Raw genomic sequence first — 17,693 nt, forward strand, 5'->3', positions numbered from 1 at the left:
GGCTTTCGCCGGGGAACAACTCCCTACTTGCCTGAAGGGTATATATCCCGACCTGATCCGGGGGAAGCAATCCGGGGCGGTCTGCGCGCGCTCCGGATTGCGGCCGCGCCGTCGTCAGGCCCCGGACCCCAGGAAACGGGGGAACAGGATGTCGTTCTCGATATGGATATGGTCGGTCAGATCGGCCGACAGCTTGGCCAGGCCCGCATACAGGGCCCGCCAGGTCCCGCAGCCGCCCTCCGGAATCTGCAGGCCCTGCGTGAGGCCATCGACCGCCCGCAGGAAGGCGCCGTGATCGTCATGCTCGGCCATCATCACCATGATCGGCGTGCCGATTTCGGGACGTCCGCCTTTCTTCATCTGCGGAAAAAGGACCAGTTCCTCCTTCTGCATATGGATGGTCAGCTCGCCGAGCATCTGTTTCAGCAACGCGGCAAGCCCCGCAGGGACCGCCGGGTGGCCCTGATGCGCCTGCTCGACGCGCTGTGCCATCTGGATGAGATCGGGAAGCTCCCGGCTGTGCACGCGGTGATAGCGCTCGATGATATGGTCGACGAGAGCGGGGGTCTCCGCTGCGTCGACCGGGTCGGCCGTTTCGACGGGATTGCTTGCCATATCACGACCTCCATCTGTCGCCGCAAAGATCGGCGGATGCCTCGGAATAAAATAGGTATCTGATATGCGTATTTTGCGACGATGCACGATCGATGTCAAGATAAAGCGGCTCGGTATGGTGCCGCTGCGCGCGATGGCTGCCCGCTGTGTTCCTGAAGGTCAGATCCGGCAGTCGGTCCGCGATGCCGACAGGGCGGCGATGATCGCCTCGCGCTGCGCGGCCGGCAGTTCGGGCCGCCCGACGACGGCGAGTTCGAGCCGCTCGGCATGCCCGGAGATCGGCCGGAAGGTCAGGCCGTCGATCACCAGATGCGCGAGCGACGCGGGCGCGAGGATGACGCCTTCGCCCGCGGCGGCGAGCGCGGCCGCGGTGATGAAGTCGCCCGTGGCCCTGATCCGGGGGCGGCCCTCGGCCTTGCGGAGCAGACGCCGCACGGTCTCGGCGAGTTCGTCCTCGACGTCGAACTGCGGCGTCAGAAAGCATTCGGGCACCAGATCGCCGATAGCGATGCTGTCGTGGCGGGCGAGCGGATGCGTCGTCCCGAGCCCGAGCAGCATCGGCTCGTGGTGACGGGCCAGCACCGCCGCGCCGCGCGGCCACGACGGGCGGGGGCGGACGATCGCGACGTCGATACGGCCTTCGGCCAGCTCGCGAAGCTGCGCGGGCGTTTCGATCAGCCGCGGCTCGATCTCCAGATCGGGAAACGCTGCGCGCAGGCCGCGAACCATGTCGCTCAGCAACGCGGTCATCGCGCCCGAAAAGACATAGCCGATGCGAAGCGGCCCCGTCGCCCCTCGCGCGACATTGCGTCCGAGCTGTTCGGCGCGCAGGAGCCCGGCGAGCGCGTCGCGCGCTTCGTCGTGAAACAGCTCGCCCGCCCGCGTCAGCGTGACCTTGGACCGGCTGCCGCGGTGAAACAGGCGCGCGCCGAGGTTTCCCTCCAGTCGCTGGAGCTGGCGGCTTACGACCGGCTGGGCGATGCCGAGGCGGTCGGCCGCGCGGACGAAACTGCGCTCCTCGGCAATCGCGAGGAAAATTTCGAGCGGGCGGCGGTCGAGCATCTTTCATTCCTGAATGCGATCGAATAATGATTTTAATGACATTGATAGAATGAAAATCGGGCGTCAAGGGACGCCGGAAGGAGTATGTTCGATGGCTGATATCCGACCGTTCGACTGGGAAGACGCTTTGGGGCTCGATGCCCAGCTGGAGGAAGAGGAACGGATGATCCGCGACGCCGCGCGCGCCTTCGCCACCGATCGCCTGCTGCCGCGCGTCGTCGACGCCTTCGCCGAGGAGCGGACCGATCCGGAGATCTTCCGTGAAATGGGCGAGCAGGGGCTGCTCGGCGTGACGGTGCCCGCCGGATATGGTGGCGCCGGCGCCTCCTACGTCAGCTACGGGCTGGTCGCGCGCGAAATCGAACGCATCGATTCGGGCTATCGCTCGATGATGAGCGTCCAGTCGAGCCTCGTCATGTATCCGATCCTCGTCTATGGCAGCGAGGAGCAGCGGCAGCGTTATCTGCCCGGCCTCGCGCGCGGCGAACTGATCGGCTGCTTCGGGCTGACCGAGCCTGACGCGGGGTCCGATCCCGCCGGGATGCGGACGCGCGCGCGCAAGGTCGACGGCGGCTTCCGGCTCAGCGGCAGCAAGACCTGGATTTCGAACGCGCCGATCGCCGACGTCTTCGTCGTCTGGGCGAAGTCCGATGCGCATGGCGGCGCGGTGCGCGGCTTCCTGCTCGAAAAGGGCATGGCCGGCCTCTCGGCGCCGAAGATCGAGGGCAAGCTGTCGCTCCGCGCCTCGATCACCGGCATGGTCCTGATGGACGACGTCTTCGTTCCCGACGATGCGCTCCTCCCCGGCGTTCAGGGGCTCAAGGGGCCCTTCGGCTGTCTCAACCGGGCGCGCTACGGCATTTCGTGGGGCGCGCTGGGGGCGGCCGAATTCTGCTATGCCGCCGCGCGCAATTACGGGCTGGAACGGCACCAGTTCGGGCGGCCGCTCGCCGCGACCCAGCTCTTCCAGAAGAAGCTCGCCGACATGGCGAGCGAGATCGCGCTCGGCCTCCAGGCCAGCCTGCGCGTCGGCCGCCTGCTCGACGAAGGCGGCATGGCTCCCGAAACCATCTCGATCGTCAAACGCAACAATGTCGGCAAAGCACTCGACATAGCCCGCACCGCCCGCGACATGCACGGGGGCAATGGGATCGCCGGCGAATATCATGTCATCCGCCACATGGTGAATCTCGAAACCGTGAACACCTATGAAGGCACGCACGACATGCATGCCCTCATTCTCGGCCGTGCCATAACGGGGATCGCGGCTTTCTGAACCGATGGGCCGGCCACAGCGGCCGGCCCGCGCATGCGGGGCTTCAAGCAGGCCCCTCTGCCTAAAAGAAGGCACCCATCGCCCAGATGCCAGTGTAAGGTTGCGCGGTTTTCCGCCCTTTCCTTCGGCCAGGTTCCGGCGGCCGGCATAGGCCGTTCGGTAATCGCCTTTCGAGTGGACTAGAACCGAACCGATACGCTGAGATCGGGCTCGACGCCCCCGGATATGCAGATTTCATGGGGGCCCGATTCGAGCTTCCAGCCGTGCGTGGTCTCGTCACGGTAGCGCAGATCGTCGAGATCGATGGCCATCGCGATCGTCCGCGTTTCGCCGGGATGGAGGGAAACGCGCTTGAAGGCCTTCAGCGCCTGCGGCCAGCGCTCGACGCTGCCCGGATACCGGACATGGCACAGGATGCTGTCGTCGCCGGGACGGTCGCCGACATTGGCGACGGTGACGGAAACATGCACCGCCCGGTCGGATGCCGAGACGCGCAGGGCGCGGCGGGCGAAACGCGTGTAGCTGAGGCCGTGCCCGAAGGGATAGCGCGGCTCGATCCCGTCGCGCATCAGCTTCGCATAACCGTGCCAATGATCGTAGACGATCCTGTCCGCATCGCGGTCGAAGAAGGGATAATCGGCGGGATCGCGCGCCACCGTGAAGGGAAGGCGACCCGACGGATTGACGTCGCCGAACAGGATATCGGCGAGCGCGGCGCCGCCCTCCATCCCCGAATAGAAGGTCTGGAGGATCGCCCCCGCCTGCGCGCGCCAGCCTTCCACCAGCACCGCCGATCCCGCGACGATCGCGACGACCACGGGCGTTCCGGTCGCGGCGACGGCTTCGATCAGCGCAATCTGCCGCGCGGGCAGGTCGAGCGACAGCCGATCCCCTCCGATCGCCGGGCGCCTGCCGCTTGCATCGCTTTCCTGGCCCAGCGTGATGTCGCCCGGTATATATTCGCCTTCTTCGCGTGCATTGTAGCCTGCGACGATCAGCGCGGCGTCGGCATCGCGCGCCGCCGCGACCGCCGCGTCGATGTCATCCTCGTCGCCGACCGCGATGGCGTCGGCGCCCAGCATCGCGCGCAGCGCCTCGATCGGCGTGACCACATGGGGAGCGCGAACGCGGCTCGACCCCATGTCGCCGGTGTTCTCGAGCGACGCCAGCCGGCCGAGCACGGCGAGACGGCGGACCCGGCTGCGGTCGAGCGGCAGGACGCCGTTGTTCTCGAGCAGCACGATCGACTTCTCCGCCGCCTCGCGTGCCAGCGCGACATGCTCCGCGGACGCGACCAGTTCGGCGGGATAGGCGGTCAGCGGATCGGGCGCGCAGGCGAAGCGATATTGCGTGCGCAGGATGTTGCGGCAGGCGCGGTCGATCACGAAGGGCGCGACATGCCCCGCCTCGACCGCGGCGATCAGCTTTTCGCCCAGAATCTGCGGTTCGGGATTTTCGATGTCGAGCCCCGCCGCGACGGCATAGGGCTTGTAAAGGCCCATCACCCAGTCGGAATGCACGAAGCCCGCGAAACCCCATTCGCCACGCAGGATGTCCGTCAGCAAGCCGTGATGCTGGCCGCAATATTCGCCGTCGAACTTGTTGTAGGCGCTCATCACGCTCGCCACGCCGGCGTCGAGCGCCATCTTGAAATGCGGCAGATAGACTTCGTGAAGCGCACGCTCGCCGACCCGCACATCGACCTTGAACCGTGCGTTCTCCATCGAGTTGAGTGCGAAATGCTTGACCGTCGCCATCACATTCTGGGTCTGGATGCCAAGCCCCAGCGCGCTTCCCATGGCGCCCAGATGGTGCGGGTCCTCGCCATAGGTTTCCTGCGCCCGGCCCCAGGCGGGGTGGCGAAGGATATTGATGCAGACCGCGCCCGAAAGGTCGCAGCCCTGCGCGCGGATTTCCTTCCCCATTGCCTCGCCGATCCGCATTTCGAGGTCGGTGTCGAAGGTCGCGCCGCGCGCCATGGTGCAGGGGAAGCAGGTGCTCTGCCCGCGCGCGACGCCGCGCGGCCCGTCGGTGAACCACAGCGGCGGGACACCGAGGCGTTCGATTCCGCTCCCGGCGCGATAGGGCCGCGCGCCCCATAGCTTGTCGTCGGCGGCGAACTCCCGGAAAAAGCCGCGGCCGGACAGCATGCCGACTTTCTCCGCCAGCGTTGCATGCTCCATGATCGCATCGATCGTCTCGGCGATCCATTCCTCGGAGGCGCCGCGCCGCGGGGAGAAATCATGCTGCTGGTCGGTCATGTCGTCTGTCCATTGTCGGGGGTGGATGAAGCCCGGCCGCGGCGGCGTGCATTACGCCATCCGATCGCCCGGACGAGCCGCGCGTGGGTCCGCGTGTCGAGCGGGTAGAAATAGATGAACAGCCCGGCGCCGACCGCCAGCGCCGCGGGGACGAGCGTTGCCAGTCCGCGGATGCTCGTCAGCGTGTCGGGGGCTTGCGGCGCGTTGGGGACATAGCCGATGACGTCGAGCAATATGCCGATCAGGCCCGTTCCGACGCCGAGCGCGACCTTCTGCGTGAAGGCGAGAAAGCCGACGAGTGCCCCCTCTGCGCGGAGGCCGGTCTGCCATTCGCCTACCTCGACGGTATCGGGCAGCATCGACCAGAAAGTCAGCACGAAGGCTGCGTTCCCGACGCCGCTGAACGCCAGCAAGCCGTAAAGCATCGGCCCCGCCTTCGGCGCGATGGCGAAGATCAGGATGTTGGCGGTCGCACTGATCGCGATGCCGCTCAACCACACCGCGCGCTTGCCGATGCGCTGCGTCACCTTGACCCAGGGGAGCATCGACAGGGCCGCCGCGGCGAGCGAGACCGTCAGGCCGATAGTGATCGTCTCCTCGGATCCCGCATAATATTTCATGTAATAGAGCAGCGCCTTGCCGCCCATCGCATAACCGATCGAGCCGACGAGGGTTGCGCCGAGCAGGAGCAGGAATACGCGGTTCGACCCGACCGCGCGAAGCATCGCGGAAAAGGTCGGATGCGCGTCGGGCGCTTCGCCGATCGTTTCCTGGGTGCGCTTGAAGCAGTTGAGCAGCACCAGCGTGGCGATGAACGCATAGAGCGTTGCGACCCACAGGAAGCCTTCGCGGCCGCCGCCGAAGCGGGCTACGAGCGGCAGCGTCGCCGCAGCGAGGAACAGGCCGGTGATGATCGCGAACAGCATGCGCGCTCCCGCCAGTCGCGACCGGACGAGCGAGTCCGCGCTCATGCGGGCCGACAGGGCGACGAAGGGAATGTTCACGACGGTGTAGACCGTGCGGAACAGGATGTGCGTCGCAAGGCAGAAGAAGGCGAGTGCGTTGCCCGAAAGGCCCAGCGGCAGGAACATGGAGACGAAAGCGAGGGCGAGGAGCGGTGCGCCGAACAGCAGATAGGGGCGATAGCTGCCGAACCGGCTCCGCGTCCGGCTCGCGATCACGCCCATCGCGGGATCGGTAATCCCCTCCCACATGAGCGCCGCCATGATGATCAATCCGCCGACCGAGGCGGAAATGCCAAGGACGTCGGTGTAGAAATAGAGCAAGAACAGCGAGCAGAAGGTGAAATAGAGGTTGAACGCCAGATCGCCCGACCCGTAAGCGACGACCGCGCCGGTGGGCAGGGATGATCGGTCCGCAAGATCCCGGTGTTGCCCCGCTCCAACGCTGCCATCGGCCATCGCTGCTCTCTCCCTTTTATGGGGAGCATCTATCGCACCAGGGTCCGTCTGTCTCTAATTTTTATCCAATCGGATAATTATTTTCCGGATGCTTCTTCGCGCTTTGCGAGGCCGGGAAGGAACAGGGCGATGATCGCGTCGGAATAGGCCTCGATCGTCTCGTTCGAGCATGCGTCGATGCCGTGCGTCAATTTCGCTTCGGCAGCGAGGTTGAAGATCGACTGGGCGGCCCCCGTCAGCGCATAGACCATCAGCGCCGGGTCGACCCGCGGCATCGTGCCGTCGCGCATCAGGATGTCCCATCGTGGGAAGATCCGGTCGTGGCTGGGGCGGATGAAGCTTTCCGATGCCCATGCCAGTCGCTCATTGTCGCGGAAGGATTCCTGAACCATCAGCCGCGCATGCTCGGGGTGCTCGGCGCAATAGCGGACATAGCGCCGCAACGAGATTTCGAAAGCCTTGGCGGGGGGAAGGTCGGCTTCGCCGGGCTCGGGCTCCAATATCTCGCTCATGCGGGTGAAGAGCAGACGAACCGCCTCGCGCCACAATTCGTCCTTTGTGCCGAAATGATATTTGATCAGCCCGTGCTGGACGCCGACGCTTTCGGCTATTTCACGGACTCCGACACCGTCGAAGCCATGGCGGGAGAAAAGCTGCAGGGCTTCTTCGACGATCCGCTGCCGGGTCGCGACTCCGCGATCCTGGGTTTTTCTTTTCCGTCCCGGTTTCGACTGCAACCTGCTTGCCTCAGACCTTGAATCATTATCGTTCGACCGCGCTGCCAATACCAGCGACAATCGGACATAAGCAATAATGGAGAAACGGCTCAGGGGAGGGCTTTGCCGCCCGGAAGCCGATCGGGCTCCTTTTTCCGTCCGAGCGGCTCATATGTCTGACGATATTGCTCGAAGCGCGCGCGCATGGCCTTCACGACCTCGGGATGGCGCGTCGCCAGATTATAATCCTCGCCGGGATCGCTGCGCACGTCGAACAACAGATTGGCACCGATCCGTGCCAGCGGCAGATCATATCCCCGATAATAGCTGCGCGCGACGAATTTCCAGCGATCGGTGCGGATCGCCGCGACCTTCTCGTTGTCGAACAGGGCCAGTGCTTCGTGTGGGCTCGGCGCGCCGTCGAGCAGAACCGCGCTGATATCCTTGCCGTCGAGAACGAGATCCTTCGGCAGCGGTTTGCCGGCGAGTGCGGCGAAGGTCGGCAACAGGTCGAAATTCATCGTGATCGCGCTGCTGCGACTGCCGGCCGGGATGCGGCCGGGGCCCCAGGCGATGAACGGAACGCGATAGCCGCCGTCCCATCCCGCGCCGCCCTTGCGATCGCGCAGTTCGCCGGTCGATCCTTCGAACCATGGTCCATTGTCCGACGTGACGATGACATAGGTATCGTTCTGAAGGTCGAGCCGTTCGATCTGTTCGCGCAGGCGGCCGAGTTCGGCATCGACCTCTTCGACGACGTCGCCATAGTCGCCGGCCGGCGAGTGCCCGGCGTGTTCCTTCGTCGGGTGAAGCGGAATATGCGGCGCGGTCAGCGCGAGCATCAGGAAAAAGGGGCGATCGCGATTGGCGTCGACGAACTCGCCGGCCCGCGCGAAGAATCGCTGCGTCAGGGCCACCATGTCGACGTCTTCCTGGGTGAATTCCACGCCCTCGCCCGCGGTATAGAGCGACAGCGGCTTCATGTCGTGGCTATAGGGAAGGCCGAAGAACAGGTCGAATCCCTGCACGGTCGGCGGCCAATAGGGTGGGGTGTGCCCAAGATGCCATTTGCCGATCAGCGCCGATGCATAGTCGTCGCCGAGCACTTCGGGAATCGTGACCTCTTCGGGCGGCAGGCCGTTCGTGTCGTCCGCCTGGATCACTTGCCACGCCAGCCCGGTGCGGATCGGATAACGCCCGGTCAGCAGGCCGGCGCGCGACGGGGTGCAGATATTCGCCGAGGCATAGGCATCGGTCATCAGCAGCCCGTCGGCGGCAAGCCGGTCGATATTGGGCGTGCGGATCGCGCGCGAGCCATTGGCCCCGATGTCGCCGTACCCGAGATCGTCGGCGAGGACGACGATGAAATTCGGCGGACGGCGCCGCGCGGCGCTGTCCTTCGACCGCGCCAGTGCCAGTGTGGAGACCCCGCCGGCTCCGGCGACGGCAAGGCTGGCGAGCAGGCTGCGGCGATCGAGTTCCATCATCAGAATCTATACTCCACCGTGGCCCCGAACTGCCGCGCCGCGGTCGACGGGAAGAACTGCGATTGCCCGCCGGTGTCGAGAGGCGTGTCGTAGATCAGTTCGACGAAGCTCTTGTCGGTCAGATTCTTGCCCCAGATCCACGCTCGCAGGCGGTCGCCCGGCAATGCGAAGCCGATTTGGGCATCGAGCAGGCCATAAGCCTTCTGCACCGATTTTGGATCGAGGTCGAGCGCGGTGAAGGTGCTGCCGCGATAGGCAAAGGAAAGCTGGCCGAAAACGCTCGCGCCCGCCGCCGAAACCTCGGTTTCGTAACGCGCGGACGCGTTCGCCGTGAACTTGGGCGCCATCGCCAGTTCCTTGCCGGTCAGATCCTGCCGTGCCTGCCCGCCCGAGACGATGCAGCCCTGGGCCACCGTCTGTCCGAAATAACAGGGCGCGCCCGCGAAGTCGGTATATTTCGCCCTGGTATAGGCCGCGCCGCCCATCAGACGCAGGCCCGATCCCATATTGATGTCGACGTCGGCCTCGATCCCGCGCGTGCGCAGCGAGCCGGCATTGATCACGTCGAACACCAGGGTACCGGTGTCCGAAACGCCGATCGCCTGCGCCTGGAAATCGTCGAAATCGGTGCTGAAGAAGGCGATGTTGAAGCGCACCCGGCGATCGAACAACTCGGTCTTGGCGCCGAATTCGTACGACGTCGGAATCTCGGGTTCGACGGTGCGCAGCACGGTCGAGTCCTGCAGCGCATTGAAGCCGCCGCCCTTGAAGCCGCGCGCGACGCTGCCATAGAGCGTCACCTCTTCGGTCGGACGGAATTGCGCCCCCATGCGCCACGTCCATGCGCCGTCGACGCGCTTCATCTTCTGGTCGACATTGGGTCCGAGCAGGATGGTACCCGGATTGGCGAAGCGCCGAAAATGCGTGTTCAGCCGCTCGACCGTGTAGCGCAGTCCGCCGAAGACGTTGAACTGATCGCTCAGATGATAGGTCGCATCGGCGAAGGCGGCGAAATTCTGGGTATCGTTCTCGACGAAGATCGCGCGCGACAACTGGACGCCGGGCGGCAGAGGCTGGTCGAACGTGCCCTGCTGCGAATTGCCGAGTTCATAATCCTGGTTGAAGAGGAACAGGCCGCCGACCCACTCGAACGGCTCGCCGGACGGAGAGATCAGGCGCAGTTCCTGCGTGAACTGGCGCTGACGGCTGTCGCCATTGTTGATGTTGAGAACGGGGGTCGGCCGTTGGTCGGCGTCGTTGTTGTCGGTCGCATCCCACCAGCGCAGGCCGGTGATCGACGTCACCGTGATGCCCCCGGTGCCCTCGATATCGACCTGCACCGATCCGCCATAGGTTTCCTGGCGGATGAACGTGCGGCCGTCGAGCGCAACCTCCCGGTTGTCGGGGCCGGGAACGATGCCCGCGGCGGTCACCCGGTTGCGGATATCGGCATTGTTGCCGAAACTGCGGATCGTCCACATGCAGCAGGCGGCGTCGCGCGACGAATAGTCGCCCGCGACGAGCACGCGGATATTGTCGGCGGGTTCCCACAACAGCTTCGCGCGACCGCCCCACTCGTCGCGATCGTTGAGGCGGCTGTCGTCGAATCGGTTGCGAATATAGCCGTCTCGTTTCGTGCGATAGGCCGATGCGCGAAACGCCAGATTCGAGGTCAGGCCGCCGGTGACCGTTCCGCGCAGCACGAATTCGTCGAACTCGCCGTAGGTCGCCTGGACCTTGCCGCCCCAGCTGTAGCTGGGATCGGTGGTCACGATGTTGAGGACGCCGGCCGAGGCATTCTTGCCGAACAAGGTGCCCTGCGGACCGCGCAGCACTTCAATCCGCTGGATGTCGAACAGGTCGGTCATCCCCGCGCCCTGCCGCCCGATCGGCACACCGTCGATGACGATGCCGACCGAGCCCTCGATCGCCGACGAGAAATTGTTCGTGCCGATGCCGCGGATCGCCAGGCCGGCACCGCGCGGGTTGTTGCTGCCCTGGAATGAGAAGTTCGGGGTCGTCGTCTGCAACTGCGAGATTTCGGTAATGTTCCGGTTGCTCAACTGCTCGCCGCTCAGCACCGCGACCGACAGTGGAACGTCCTGCAACGACTGTTCGCGTTTCTGGGCCGTCACGACGATCTCGTCGCCGGCGACGCTTCCGTTCTCCGAAGCGGACAGGGGAGCGGTGTCCTGCGCATGGGCGCCGCTCGCGAGCAGCGTCGATCCCATCAACGCCACGAATATGCTCTTCATCCGCATCCTCCCATTTATTTATCCACTCGGATAATAATTTGAGCTGGCGAATGTCAAGCATGAATCCGGCATCCCGCCCCGGCCGTGAGCGAAGGGCGGCGAGCAACGAAACATCCGTCGATTGCGGCGAGCCGACGATGGCGTGGGTGCGCCATATCTTCGCCGCAAGGCCGCTGGAAAGCCGTTCACTTCGAAATAGCTGGGCTCAATCTTTTGTTTTAGAATGGAAAATGGCAGGAAATTCCGTTACCGGATGGGTGCGCAGGATCGCATGATATGCCGCCTGCCGTTCGACGGGAGAATCTGCGCAACGGCGCTTGTCTTCGCCCCGACACGCTGGTAGAGGCGCCCCTCGTTGCCGCTTTAGCTCAGTTGGTAGAGCACATCATTCGTAATGATGGGGTCAGGTGTTCGAGTCACCTAAGCGGCACCACAATCTCCATGATCGACGATTTGGTACGGCACGGACGTTATTCGGCGCGCTCCGGCTCGCTGCGGGTCGGAAGCTGCGGGAGCTTTTCGCTGCGATCGCGATAGATCGCCGCGCGGGCGAGCAGGATCAGCGTGACCGGCGTCGTCAGGGTGACGAACAGCGCGATCAATATCTCATGGACGACCGGCCGGCCCTGCGTGATCGAGAAGCACAGCATCGAGCCGAGCAGGATCGCCGCCATGCCCGCGGTCGCGCCCAGCGTCGTGGCGTGGACGCGCGCATAGAAGGTCTTCAGGCGTATCAGGCCGAACGCGCCCACCAGCGTGATGATCGCGCCGCCTAGGACCAGAAGGCCGACGATGATCGCGGCCCAGGTCGGCAGATCGGGTGCCTGCATCATTCGATGACTTCTCCCCGCATCAGGAACTTGCCGAGCGCGACGGTGCCGACGAATCCCAGCAGCGCGATGACCAGCGCCGCCTCGAAATAGAGGGTGCGGCCGGTCTGGATACCATAGGTGAGCAGCAGCAGCATCCCCGTCAGGTAGAGCGTGTCGAGCCCGAGGACCCGATCCTGCGCGCGCGGACCGCGCAGCATGCGAAAGGCGGCGCATCCCATCGCGAGGCCCAGCACGATCTGCGCGGCGGTGATCACCAGCGCCAGGAACAGCGCGTTCATTCGAATATCTCCATCAGAAGCCGCTCGTAACGCTGCCGGATCTGCCGAACCCATTCGGCCTCGTCGACCAGATCGAGGATATGGATCAGGATGACGTGCCGGTTCGCGTCGTGCTGTACCCACAGCGACCCCGGCGTCGCTGTGATGATGAGTGCGAGCACGGCCAGTGCATAGGGGCTGCGCAGCTCGGTCGGCAGTTCGATGAAGTCCGAATGACGGTGCGGCGGGTTGAACAGGATGATCTTCCCCACCGCGATGTTGGAACGGACGATGTCCACCAGCACGATTCCGGCGAGCCGGACCATCGCCCATCCGACCCGCACGCGCGGCGGTTCGGGCTTGAGCGACAGCATCGACCGCGACACGATCAGCGCGACCAGAGCGCCGAGCAGGATGTGCCCGGGCGAGAAGCCGGTCAGCAGCGTCCACATTGCGAACAGCGCGAGCGCCAGCAGCGGGTAGGGGACGAGCCGCCTCATGGCTGCGCGCTCCCCGCCGGAGGCGCGCCGGCGACGGCGGAAAGATAGCCGGCCGGATCGTGCAGCGCGGCCGATGTCGCCTCGAGATAGGCCATGACCGGCCCGGCCCACAGCATCAGCGCCAGACAGACGGCGAGCAGCAGCGCGATGGGCGCGACCTCGACCAGGCTGAGGCGCGACGGGGCGTCCTCGCCCGGCGTCCACAGCAGGTCGATGCCGGCGCGGGTCATCACGATCATCGTCGCGAGGCCGGACACGATGAGCAGTCCGATCAGCGTCCAGTTCATCGGTCCGACCGCACCCGCGCGCAGCAGCGCATCGATGATGGCGAATTTGGCGATGAAACCCGACAGCGGCGGCAACCCGGCGAGCAGCAGCGCGCAGAAGATGAAGCCGCCGCCGAGGATGGCGATCGTGCCGGGAATGACGACGCCCGTCTCGTCCTCCTCTTCCTCGATCGCGCCGACATATTCGTCGTCGAACACGGGCTCGGCGATGCCTTCGATCATGTCGTCCTCGTCGGCGTTGCGTTCGACGGGTTCGATGATGAGGTAGAGCGCGCTGATCGCGAGCGTCGAGCTGACGAGATAGAAGAGCAGCGCGGCGATGAGCGACTGGCCGCCGATGCCGAGCCCGGCGAGCAGCGTGCCCGACGAAACCAGCACATAGTGCCCGACGACCCGCGTGAGCTGGCGGGCGGACAGGATGCCGATGACGCCGAAGGTCATGGTGGCGAGACCGCCATAGAGCAGTCCGTCGTTGGCGAAGCCGGCGACGTCGCCCGATGCTTCGCCGAACAGCAGGAAGGAGAGGCGGAGGATGACGTAGACGCCGACCTTGGTCATGATCGCGAACAGCGCGGCGACCGGCGGCGCTGCGGCGGCATAGGTGCGCGGGAGCCAGAAGCTCAGCGGCCAGACGCCCGCCTTGATCAGAAAGGCGACCCCCAGGATCGCCGCGCCGGCCTCCAGCAGCGCGATGTCGCCGGGGTCGGTGCGCGCGACGCGGGTGGCGATGTCGGCCATGTTGAGCGTGCCGGTGACCGAATAGATCAGCGCCACGCCGATCAGGAAGAGCAGCGAGGCCGCGATGTTGATGGTGATGTAATGCAGGCTAGCGCTGGTTCGCTCGGTCCCCGCGCCGTGCAGAATCAGGCCATAGGAGGCGGCGAGCAGCACTTCGAAGAAGACGAAGAGGTTGAAGATGTCGCCGGTCAGGAACGCGCCGTTCACACCCATCAGCAACAGCAGGAACAGCGCGTGGAAGCGCGGTCCCGACCGGTCCCAGCGCGCCAGCGCATAGAATAGCGAGGTGAAGCCGAGCACGTTGGCGAGCAGGAGCATCGTCGCCGACAGGCGGTCGACCACCAGCACGATTCCGAAGGGCGCCGCCCAGTTGCCGAGCAGATAGACATGGGGGCTGTCGGTGCCCGCATTGCCCGCGTCGCTGGTGAACCACAGCAGCGCCGCGGCATTGGCGATCAGCAGCGCGGATGCGATCAGGCTCAGCCACCGTTTCAGGACGCGCCGCCGCTCGTCGAAGGCGAGCATCAGCGCGCTGGCCAGCAACGGCAGCAGGATCGGCGTGATGATCAGGTGATGGAGCCAGCCGGTCATGCTTCGCCGTCCTCGCCATCGACATGGTCGGTGCCGGTCAGGCCGCGCGAGGCGAGGAGCACCACCAGCAGCAGCGCGGTCGTCGCGAACGAGATGACGATCGCCGTCAGCACCAGCGCCTGCGGCAGCGGATCGGCGTAGAGCGCGGGATCGGCGGATGTCGGATCCTTGCCGATGATCGGCGGCGCGTCGCTGCGCAGCCGACCGGCCGCCACGATGAACAGGTTGACCGCATAGGAAAGGAGCGACAGGCCGAGGATCACCTGAAAGGTGCGCGGCCGGAACAGCAGCCACAGGCCCGACGCCGTCAGCACCCCGATGGCGAGCGAAAGGAGGATTTCCATCAGGCGCCTCCCCCCGTGCCCGGCTCGGCCGCCGCGGGCTGAACCGGCTTGCGCGCGCGCGGCGAACGGATCGACTGGTGCGCGATGGCGATCAGCATCAGCAGCGTGGTGCCGACGACCACCGCGAACACGCCGATATCGAACAGCAACGCGCTCGCCAGCGGAATATCGCCGATCAGCGGCAGCGTCAGATAGCGCGAATGGCTGGTCAGGAAGGGGTAGCCGAACAACCAGGCGGCAAGGCCGGTCGCAACCGCGCAGACCAGTCCGGCGCTGATCCAGCGCACCGGCTGGACGCTCAGGCTCGCTTCGACCAGTCGCGTGCCGTTCGCCATGTAGAGGAGGAGGAAGGCGATCGACGTGGCGATGCCCGCGGCGAAGCCGCCGCCGGGCAGGTCGTGGCCGCGCATCAGCAGATAGAGGGCAAAGGTCAGGACGACCGGGAACAGCCATTGCATGATGATGCGCGGGACGAAGAGATAATGGACGAGCGTATCGCCCATCGCATGATCCTTGCTCGCTTCGTCGAACGCATTCTGCCGCCGCTGCTGGTCGGGTATCTCGATGCTTTCCGGCGCGGGACGGAACCGGCGCAGCAGGGTGAAGACGGTCAGCGCGACGATGGACAGGACGGTGATCTCTCCCAGCGTGTCGAACCCGCGGAAATCGACGAGGATGACGTTGACAACATTGGTTCCGCCGCCACCCGAATAGGCGTTCTCGACGAAATAGCGCGAGATGCTGTCCGGCATCGGGCGGGTCATCATCGCATAGGCAAGCGCGGCCGCGCCCGTCCCGCCGGCGATCGCGAGCAGCAGGTCGCCGCCGCGCCGGATCAGGACCATCGGCGGCTTGCGTTCTTCGGGCCATATGGCGGGGCGGCGCTGCGGCAGCCAGCGCAAGCTGAGCAGAAGCAGGACGAGGGTGACGATCTCGACGAGCAGTTGCGTCAGCCCGAGGTCGGGCGCCGACAGCCAGATGAAACTGATGCAGACGGCAAGCCCGGCCGCCCCGACCAGGACGAGCGCGACCAGCCGATGGAATTTCGCCTGCCACGCTGCCGCGATGGCGCAGGCGCCGCCGCACAGCCACAGCAGCCCGAAGACCGGATCGATCAGCGTATCCTGCAGCGGCCCCCGGCTATAGCCGAGCCGCAGGAAGGGAAGGGTGCCGAGCAGCAGCGCGGTGACGACGATCAACCGCAGCTGTACCTGCAGGCGCCGGGTGCCGAGCCGCTCGTGCAGGCCGCGCGCCGCATTGACGATCGCCGCGAGCACCGCCTCGAAGGTCCGGCGTCCCTTCAGCCGGCCGATCAGCGGCGATCGCTCGACGGCGTTCAGCCGCTCGCGGAACAGTATATAGAGCGCCGTACCGGCGATCAGCGCGATGAAGCTCATCGCCAGCGGCAGGGTGAACCCGTGCCATATCGCCAGGCTGTAGGTCGGCGTTTGGTCCCCCAGCACCGACTGGACGGCGCTGGCGAGAAACGGCCCGATGGTGAGCGCCGGGACGATCCCGACGAGCAGGCAAGCGAGCACCAGTATCTCGATCGGCAGGCGTATCCAGTGCGGCGCTTCGGCCGGTTGGTGCGGCAGGTCGACCGGCGGCGGTCCGAAGAAGGTCTGGTGGATGAAGCGCACCGAATAGAAGACGCTGAACGCGCTGGCCAGCGTCGCGAGATAGGGCAGCGCCACGTCGATGATCGTGCCGCTGTGCGCTTCGAGCGCTTCGGCGAGGAACATCTCCTTCGACAGGAAGCCGTTGAGCAGCGGTACGCCCGCCATCGCCGCCGCCGCGACCATCGCGAGCGTGGCGGTGATCGGCATGAAGCGGACGAGGCCGCTCAGCCGGCGCAGGTCGCGCGTTCCCGTTTCATGGTCGATGATCCCGGTGGCCATGAACAACGACGCCTTGAAGGTGGCGTGATTGACGGTGTGAAAGATCGCCGCCACCGCCGCGAGCGGACTGCCCAGACCCAGCAGCAGCGTGATGAGGCCGAGGTGGCTGATCGTCGAATAGGCGAGCAGGCCCTTCAGATCCTGCTGGAATATCGCCGCCCAGGCGCCGACCAGCAGCGTCGCGAGGCCGGTCGTGGTGACGATCAGATACCAGCTGTCGGTGCCCGAGAGGACCGGCCAGAGCAGGGTGAGCAGAAAGATGCCCGCCTTCACCATCGTCGCCGAATGCAGATAGGCGGATACGGGCGTCGGGGCGGCCATGGCATGCGGCAGCCAGAAGTGGAAAGGGACCTGCGCGCTCTTGGTGAACGCGCCGATCAGGATCAGGATCAGGGCCGGAAGATAGGCCTTGTCGGCGTGGATGGCATCGCGCGCCGCAAGCACCGCATCGACGTCGTAGCTTCCCGCCATCCGCCCGAGCAGCAGCAGCCCGACGAGCAGGCACACGCCGCCCGCGCCGGTGACGATCAGCGCCATGCGCGCGCCGTCGCGCGCGCTTTGATTATGGTGCCAATATCCGATCAGCAGGAAGGAAAAGAGGCTGGTCAATTCCCAGAAGAAGGCGATCTGGATCAGGTTGCCCGACAGGACGATGCCGAGCATCGACCCCATGAACGCCTGGAGGAAGGCGAAGAAGCGCGGTACCGGATCGTCCGGCGACATGTAGTAGCGCGCATAGAGGATGACGAGCGCCCCGATGCCGAGGACGAGCGTCGCGAACAGCCAGGTGAAGCCGTCGAGCCGAAGCGTCAGGTTGAGCCCGAGCGTCGGCAGCCACGCCAGTTCGTGGCGCACGACCTCGCCGCGCTCAACGAGCGGATAATAGGCCGCGATGATCATGGCGCCGGCAAGCGCGATCACCCCCGCCAGCGTCGAGGCGAGGTTCCGGCCGCGGGCCGGCAGGAATGCCGCGATCGCGCTGCCCAGAAATGGAAGCGCGACGACGGCCAGGAGGAAGCGGGGGTCGTGCATAAGGTAGGGGGAAGATCTCCATCGCCTGGTGCGCTGCCCGAGGGCGTCCCCCCTTATGGTAGACGTTGGCGCGGCGGAGCAAGGCGTGAGTTGAGTTTTTTGCGGTGCGGGTGATCGGGC

The 17,693-nt window shown here is 65.6% G+C and carries 14 protein-coding genes and 1 tRNA gene; 2 read left to right on the forward strand and 13 right to left on the reverse strand.

Annotation, left to right across the window (positions count from 1 at the left end; translation table 11 throughout):
- Positions 1 to 114: 114 nt before the first annotated feature.
- Positions 115 to 714, reverse strand: coding sequence for a hemerythrin domain-containing protein (locus SGR02S_RS04710; RefSeq protein WP_255211387.1), 600 nt, complete (start codon positions 712 to 714; stop codon positions 115 to 117).
- Positions 715 to 774: 60 nt separating this feature from the next.
- Positions 775 to 1,677 carry a LysR family transcriptional regulator gene (locus SGR02S_RS04715; protein ID WP_067106193.1) on the reverse strand — a complete coding sequence of 301 codons (903 nt, stop codon included), beginning with the start codon at positions 1,675 to 1,677 and terminating at the stop codon, positions 775 to 777.
- 91 nt (positions 1,678 to 1,768) lie between these two features.
- Between SGR02S_RS04715 and SGR02S_RS04720 the strand changes: the two genes are divergently transcribed.
- Positions 1,769 to 2,953, forward strand: coding sequence for an acyl-CoA dehydrogenase (locus tag SGR02S_RS04720; protein ID WP_067106195.1), 1,185 nt, complete (start codon positions 1,769 to 1,771; stop codon positions 2,951 to 2,953).
- Positions 2,954 to 3,132: 179 nt separating this feature from the next.
- Here the strand turns inward: SGR02S_RS04720 and SGR02S_RS04725 are convergent, their stop codons facing one another.
- From SGR02S_RS04725 to SGR02S_RS04745, 5 genes are all read right to left on the reverse strand, one after another.
- Positions 3,133 to 5,214, reverse strand: a complete 2,082-nt coding sequence (locus SGR02S_RS04725; protein ID WP_067106197.1) for a beta-glucosidase family protein — start codon at positions 5,212 to 5,214, stop codon at positions 3,133 to 3,135.
- Positions 5,211 to 6,635 (reverse strand): MFS transporter, encoded by a 1,425-nt coding sequence (locus SGR02S_RS04730; protein ID WP_067106199.1) that lies wholly within the window; start codon positions 6,633 to 6,635, stop codon positions 5,211 to 5,213. The genes SGR02S_RS04725 and SGR02S_RS04730 overlap by 4 nt, the downstream gene beginning before the upstream one ends.
- Positions 6,636 to 6,712: 77 nt before the next feature.
- On the reverse strand, positions 6,713 to 7,372 hold the full coding sequence (locus SGR02S_RS04735) for a TetR/AcrR family transcriptional regulator (protein ID WP_067106201.1): 660 nt from the start codon (positions 7,370 to 7,372) through the stop codon (positions 6,713 to 6,715).
- A gap of 89 nt (positions 7,373 to 7,461) precedes the next feature.
- Positions 7,462 to 8,838, reverse strand: a complete 1,377-nt coding sequence (locus SGR02S_RS04740; protein WP_255211388.1) for a sulfatase family protein — start codon at positions 8,836 to 8,838, stop codon at positions 7,462 to 7,464.
- Positions 8,838 to 11,093, reverse strand: coding sequence for a TonB-dependent receptor (locus tag SGR02S_RS04745; RefSeq protein WP_169799639.1), 2,256 nt, complete (start codon positions 11,091 to 11,093; stop codon positions 8,838 to 8,840). Before SGR02S_RS04745 ends, SGR02S_RS04740 begins: the two co-directional genes overlap by 1 nt.
- A 357-nt stretch (positions 11,094 to 11,450) precedes the next feature.
- Between SGR02S_RS04745 and SGR02S_RS04750 the strand changes: the two genes are divergently transcribed.
- A tRNA-Thr gene (locus SGR02S_RS04750) sits at positions 11,451 to 11,526 on the forward strand.
- Between the two features lie 37 nt (positions 11,527 to 11,563).
- Here SGR02S_RS04750 and mnhG read toward each other — a convergent pair.
- The 6 genes from mnhG to SGR02S_RS04780 are packed head-to-tail and all read right to left on the reverse strand — an operon-like array spanning position 11,564 to position 17,573.
- A complete protein-coding gene (gene mnhG / locus SGR02S_RS04755; RefSeq protein ID WP_174521637.1) occupies positions 11,564 to 11,926 on the reverse strand; it encodes a monovalent cation/H(+) antiporter subunit G in 363 nt (120 codons plus the stop codon).
- Complete coding sequence (locus SGR02S_RS04760) at positions 11,923 to 12,204, reverse strand: K+/H+ antiporter subunit F (protein ID WP_067106205.1); 282 nt, start codon at positions 12,202 to 12,204, stop codon at positions 11,923 to 11,925. Before SGR02S_RS04760 ends, mnhG begins: the two co-directional genes overlap by 4 nt.
- Positions 12,201 to 12,683, reverse strand: coding sequence for a Na+/H+ antiporter subunit E (locus SGR02S_RS04765; protein ID WP_067106207.1), 483 nt, complete (start codon positions 12,681 to 12,683; stop codon positions 12,201 to 12,203). Before SGR02S_RS04765 ends, SGR02S_RS04760 begins: the two co-directional genes overlap by 4 nt.
- Positions 12,680 to 14,299 (reverse strand): monovalent cation/H+ antiporter subunit D, encoded by a 1,620-nt coding sequence (locus SGR02S_RS04770; RefSeq protein WP_067106209.1) that lies wholly within the window; start codon positions 14,297 to 14,299, stop codon positions 12,680 to 12,682. The genes SGR02S_RS04765 and SGR02S_RS04770 overlap by 4 nt, the downstream gene beginning before the upstream one ends.
- Positions 14,296 to 14,643 carry a Na+/H+ antiporter subunit C gene (locus SGR02S_RS04775; RefSeq protein ID WP_067106211.1) on the reverse strand — a complete coding sequence of 116 codons (348 nt, stop codon included), beginning with the start codon at positions 14,641 to 14,643 and terminating at the stop codon, positions 14,296 to 14,298. Before SGR02S_RS04775 ends, SGR02S_RS04770 begins: the two co-directional genes overlap by 4 nt.
- Positions 14,643 to 17,573, reverse strand: a complete 2,931-nt coding sequence (locus tag SGR02S_RS04780; RefSeq protein WP_067106214.1) for a monovalent cation/H+ antiporter subunit A — start codon at positions 17,571 to 17,573, stop codon at positions 14,643 to 14,645. Before SGR02S_RS04780 ends, SGR02S_RS04775 begins: the two co-directional genes overlap by 1 nt.
- Positions 17,574 to 17,693 lie beyond the last annotated feature (120 nt).

This window comes from Sphingopyxis granuli NBRC 100800 (assembly GCF_001591045.1).
GTDB lineage: Bacteria > Pseudomonadota > Alphaproteobacteria > Sphingomonadales > Sphingomonadaceae > Sphingopyxis > Sphingopyxis granuli.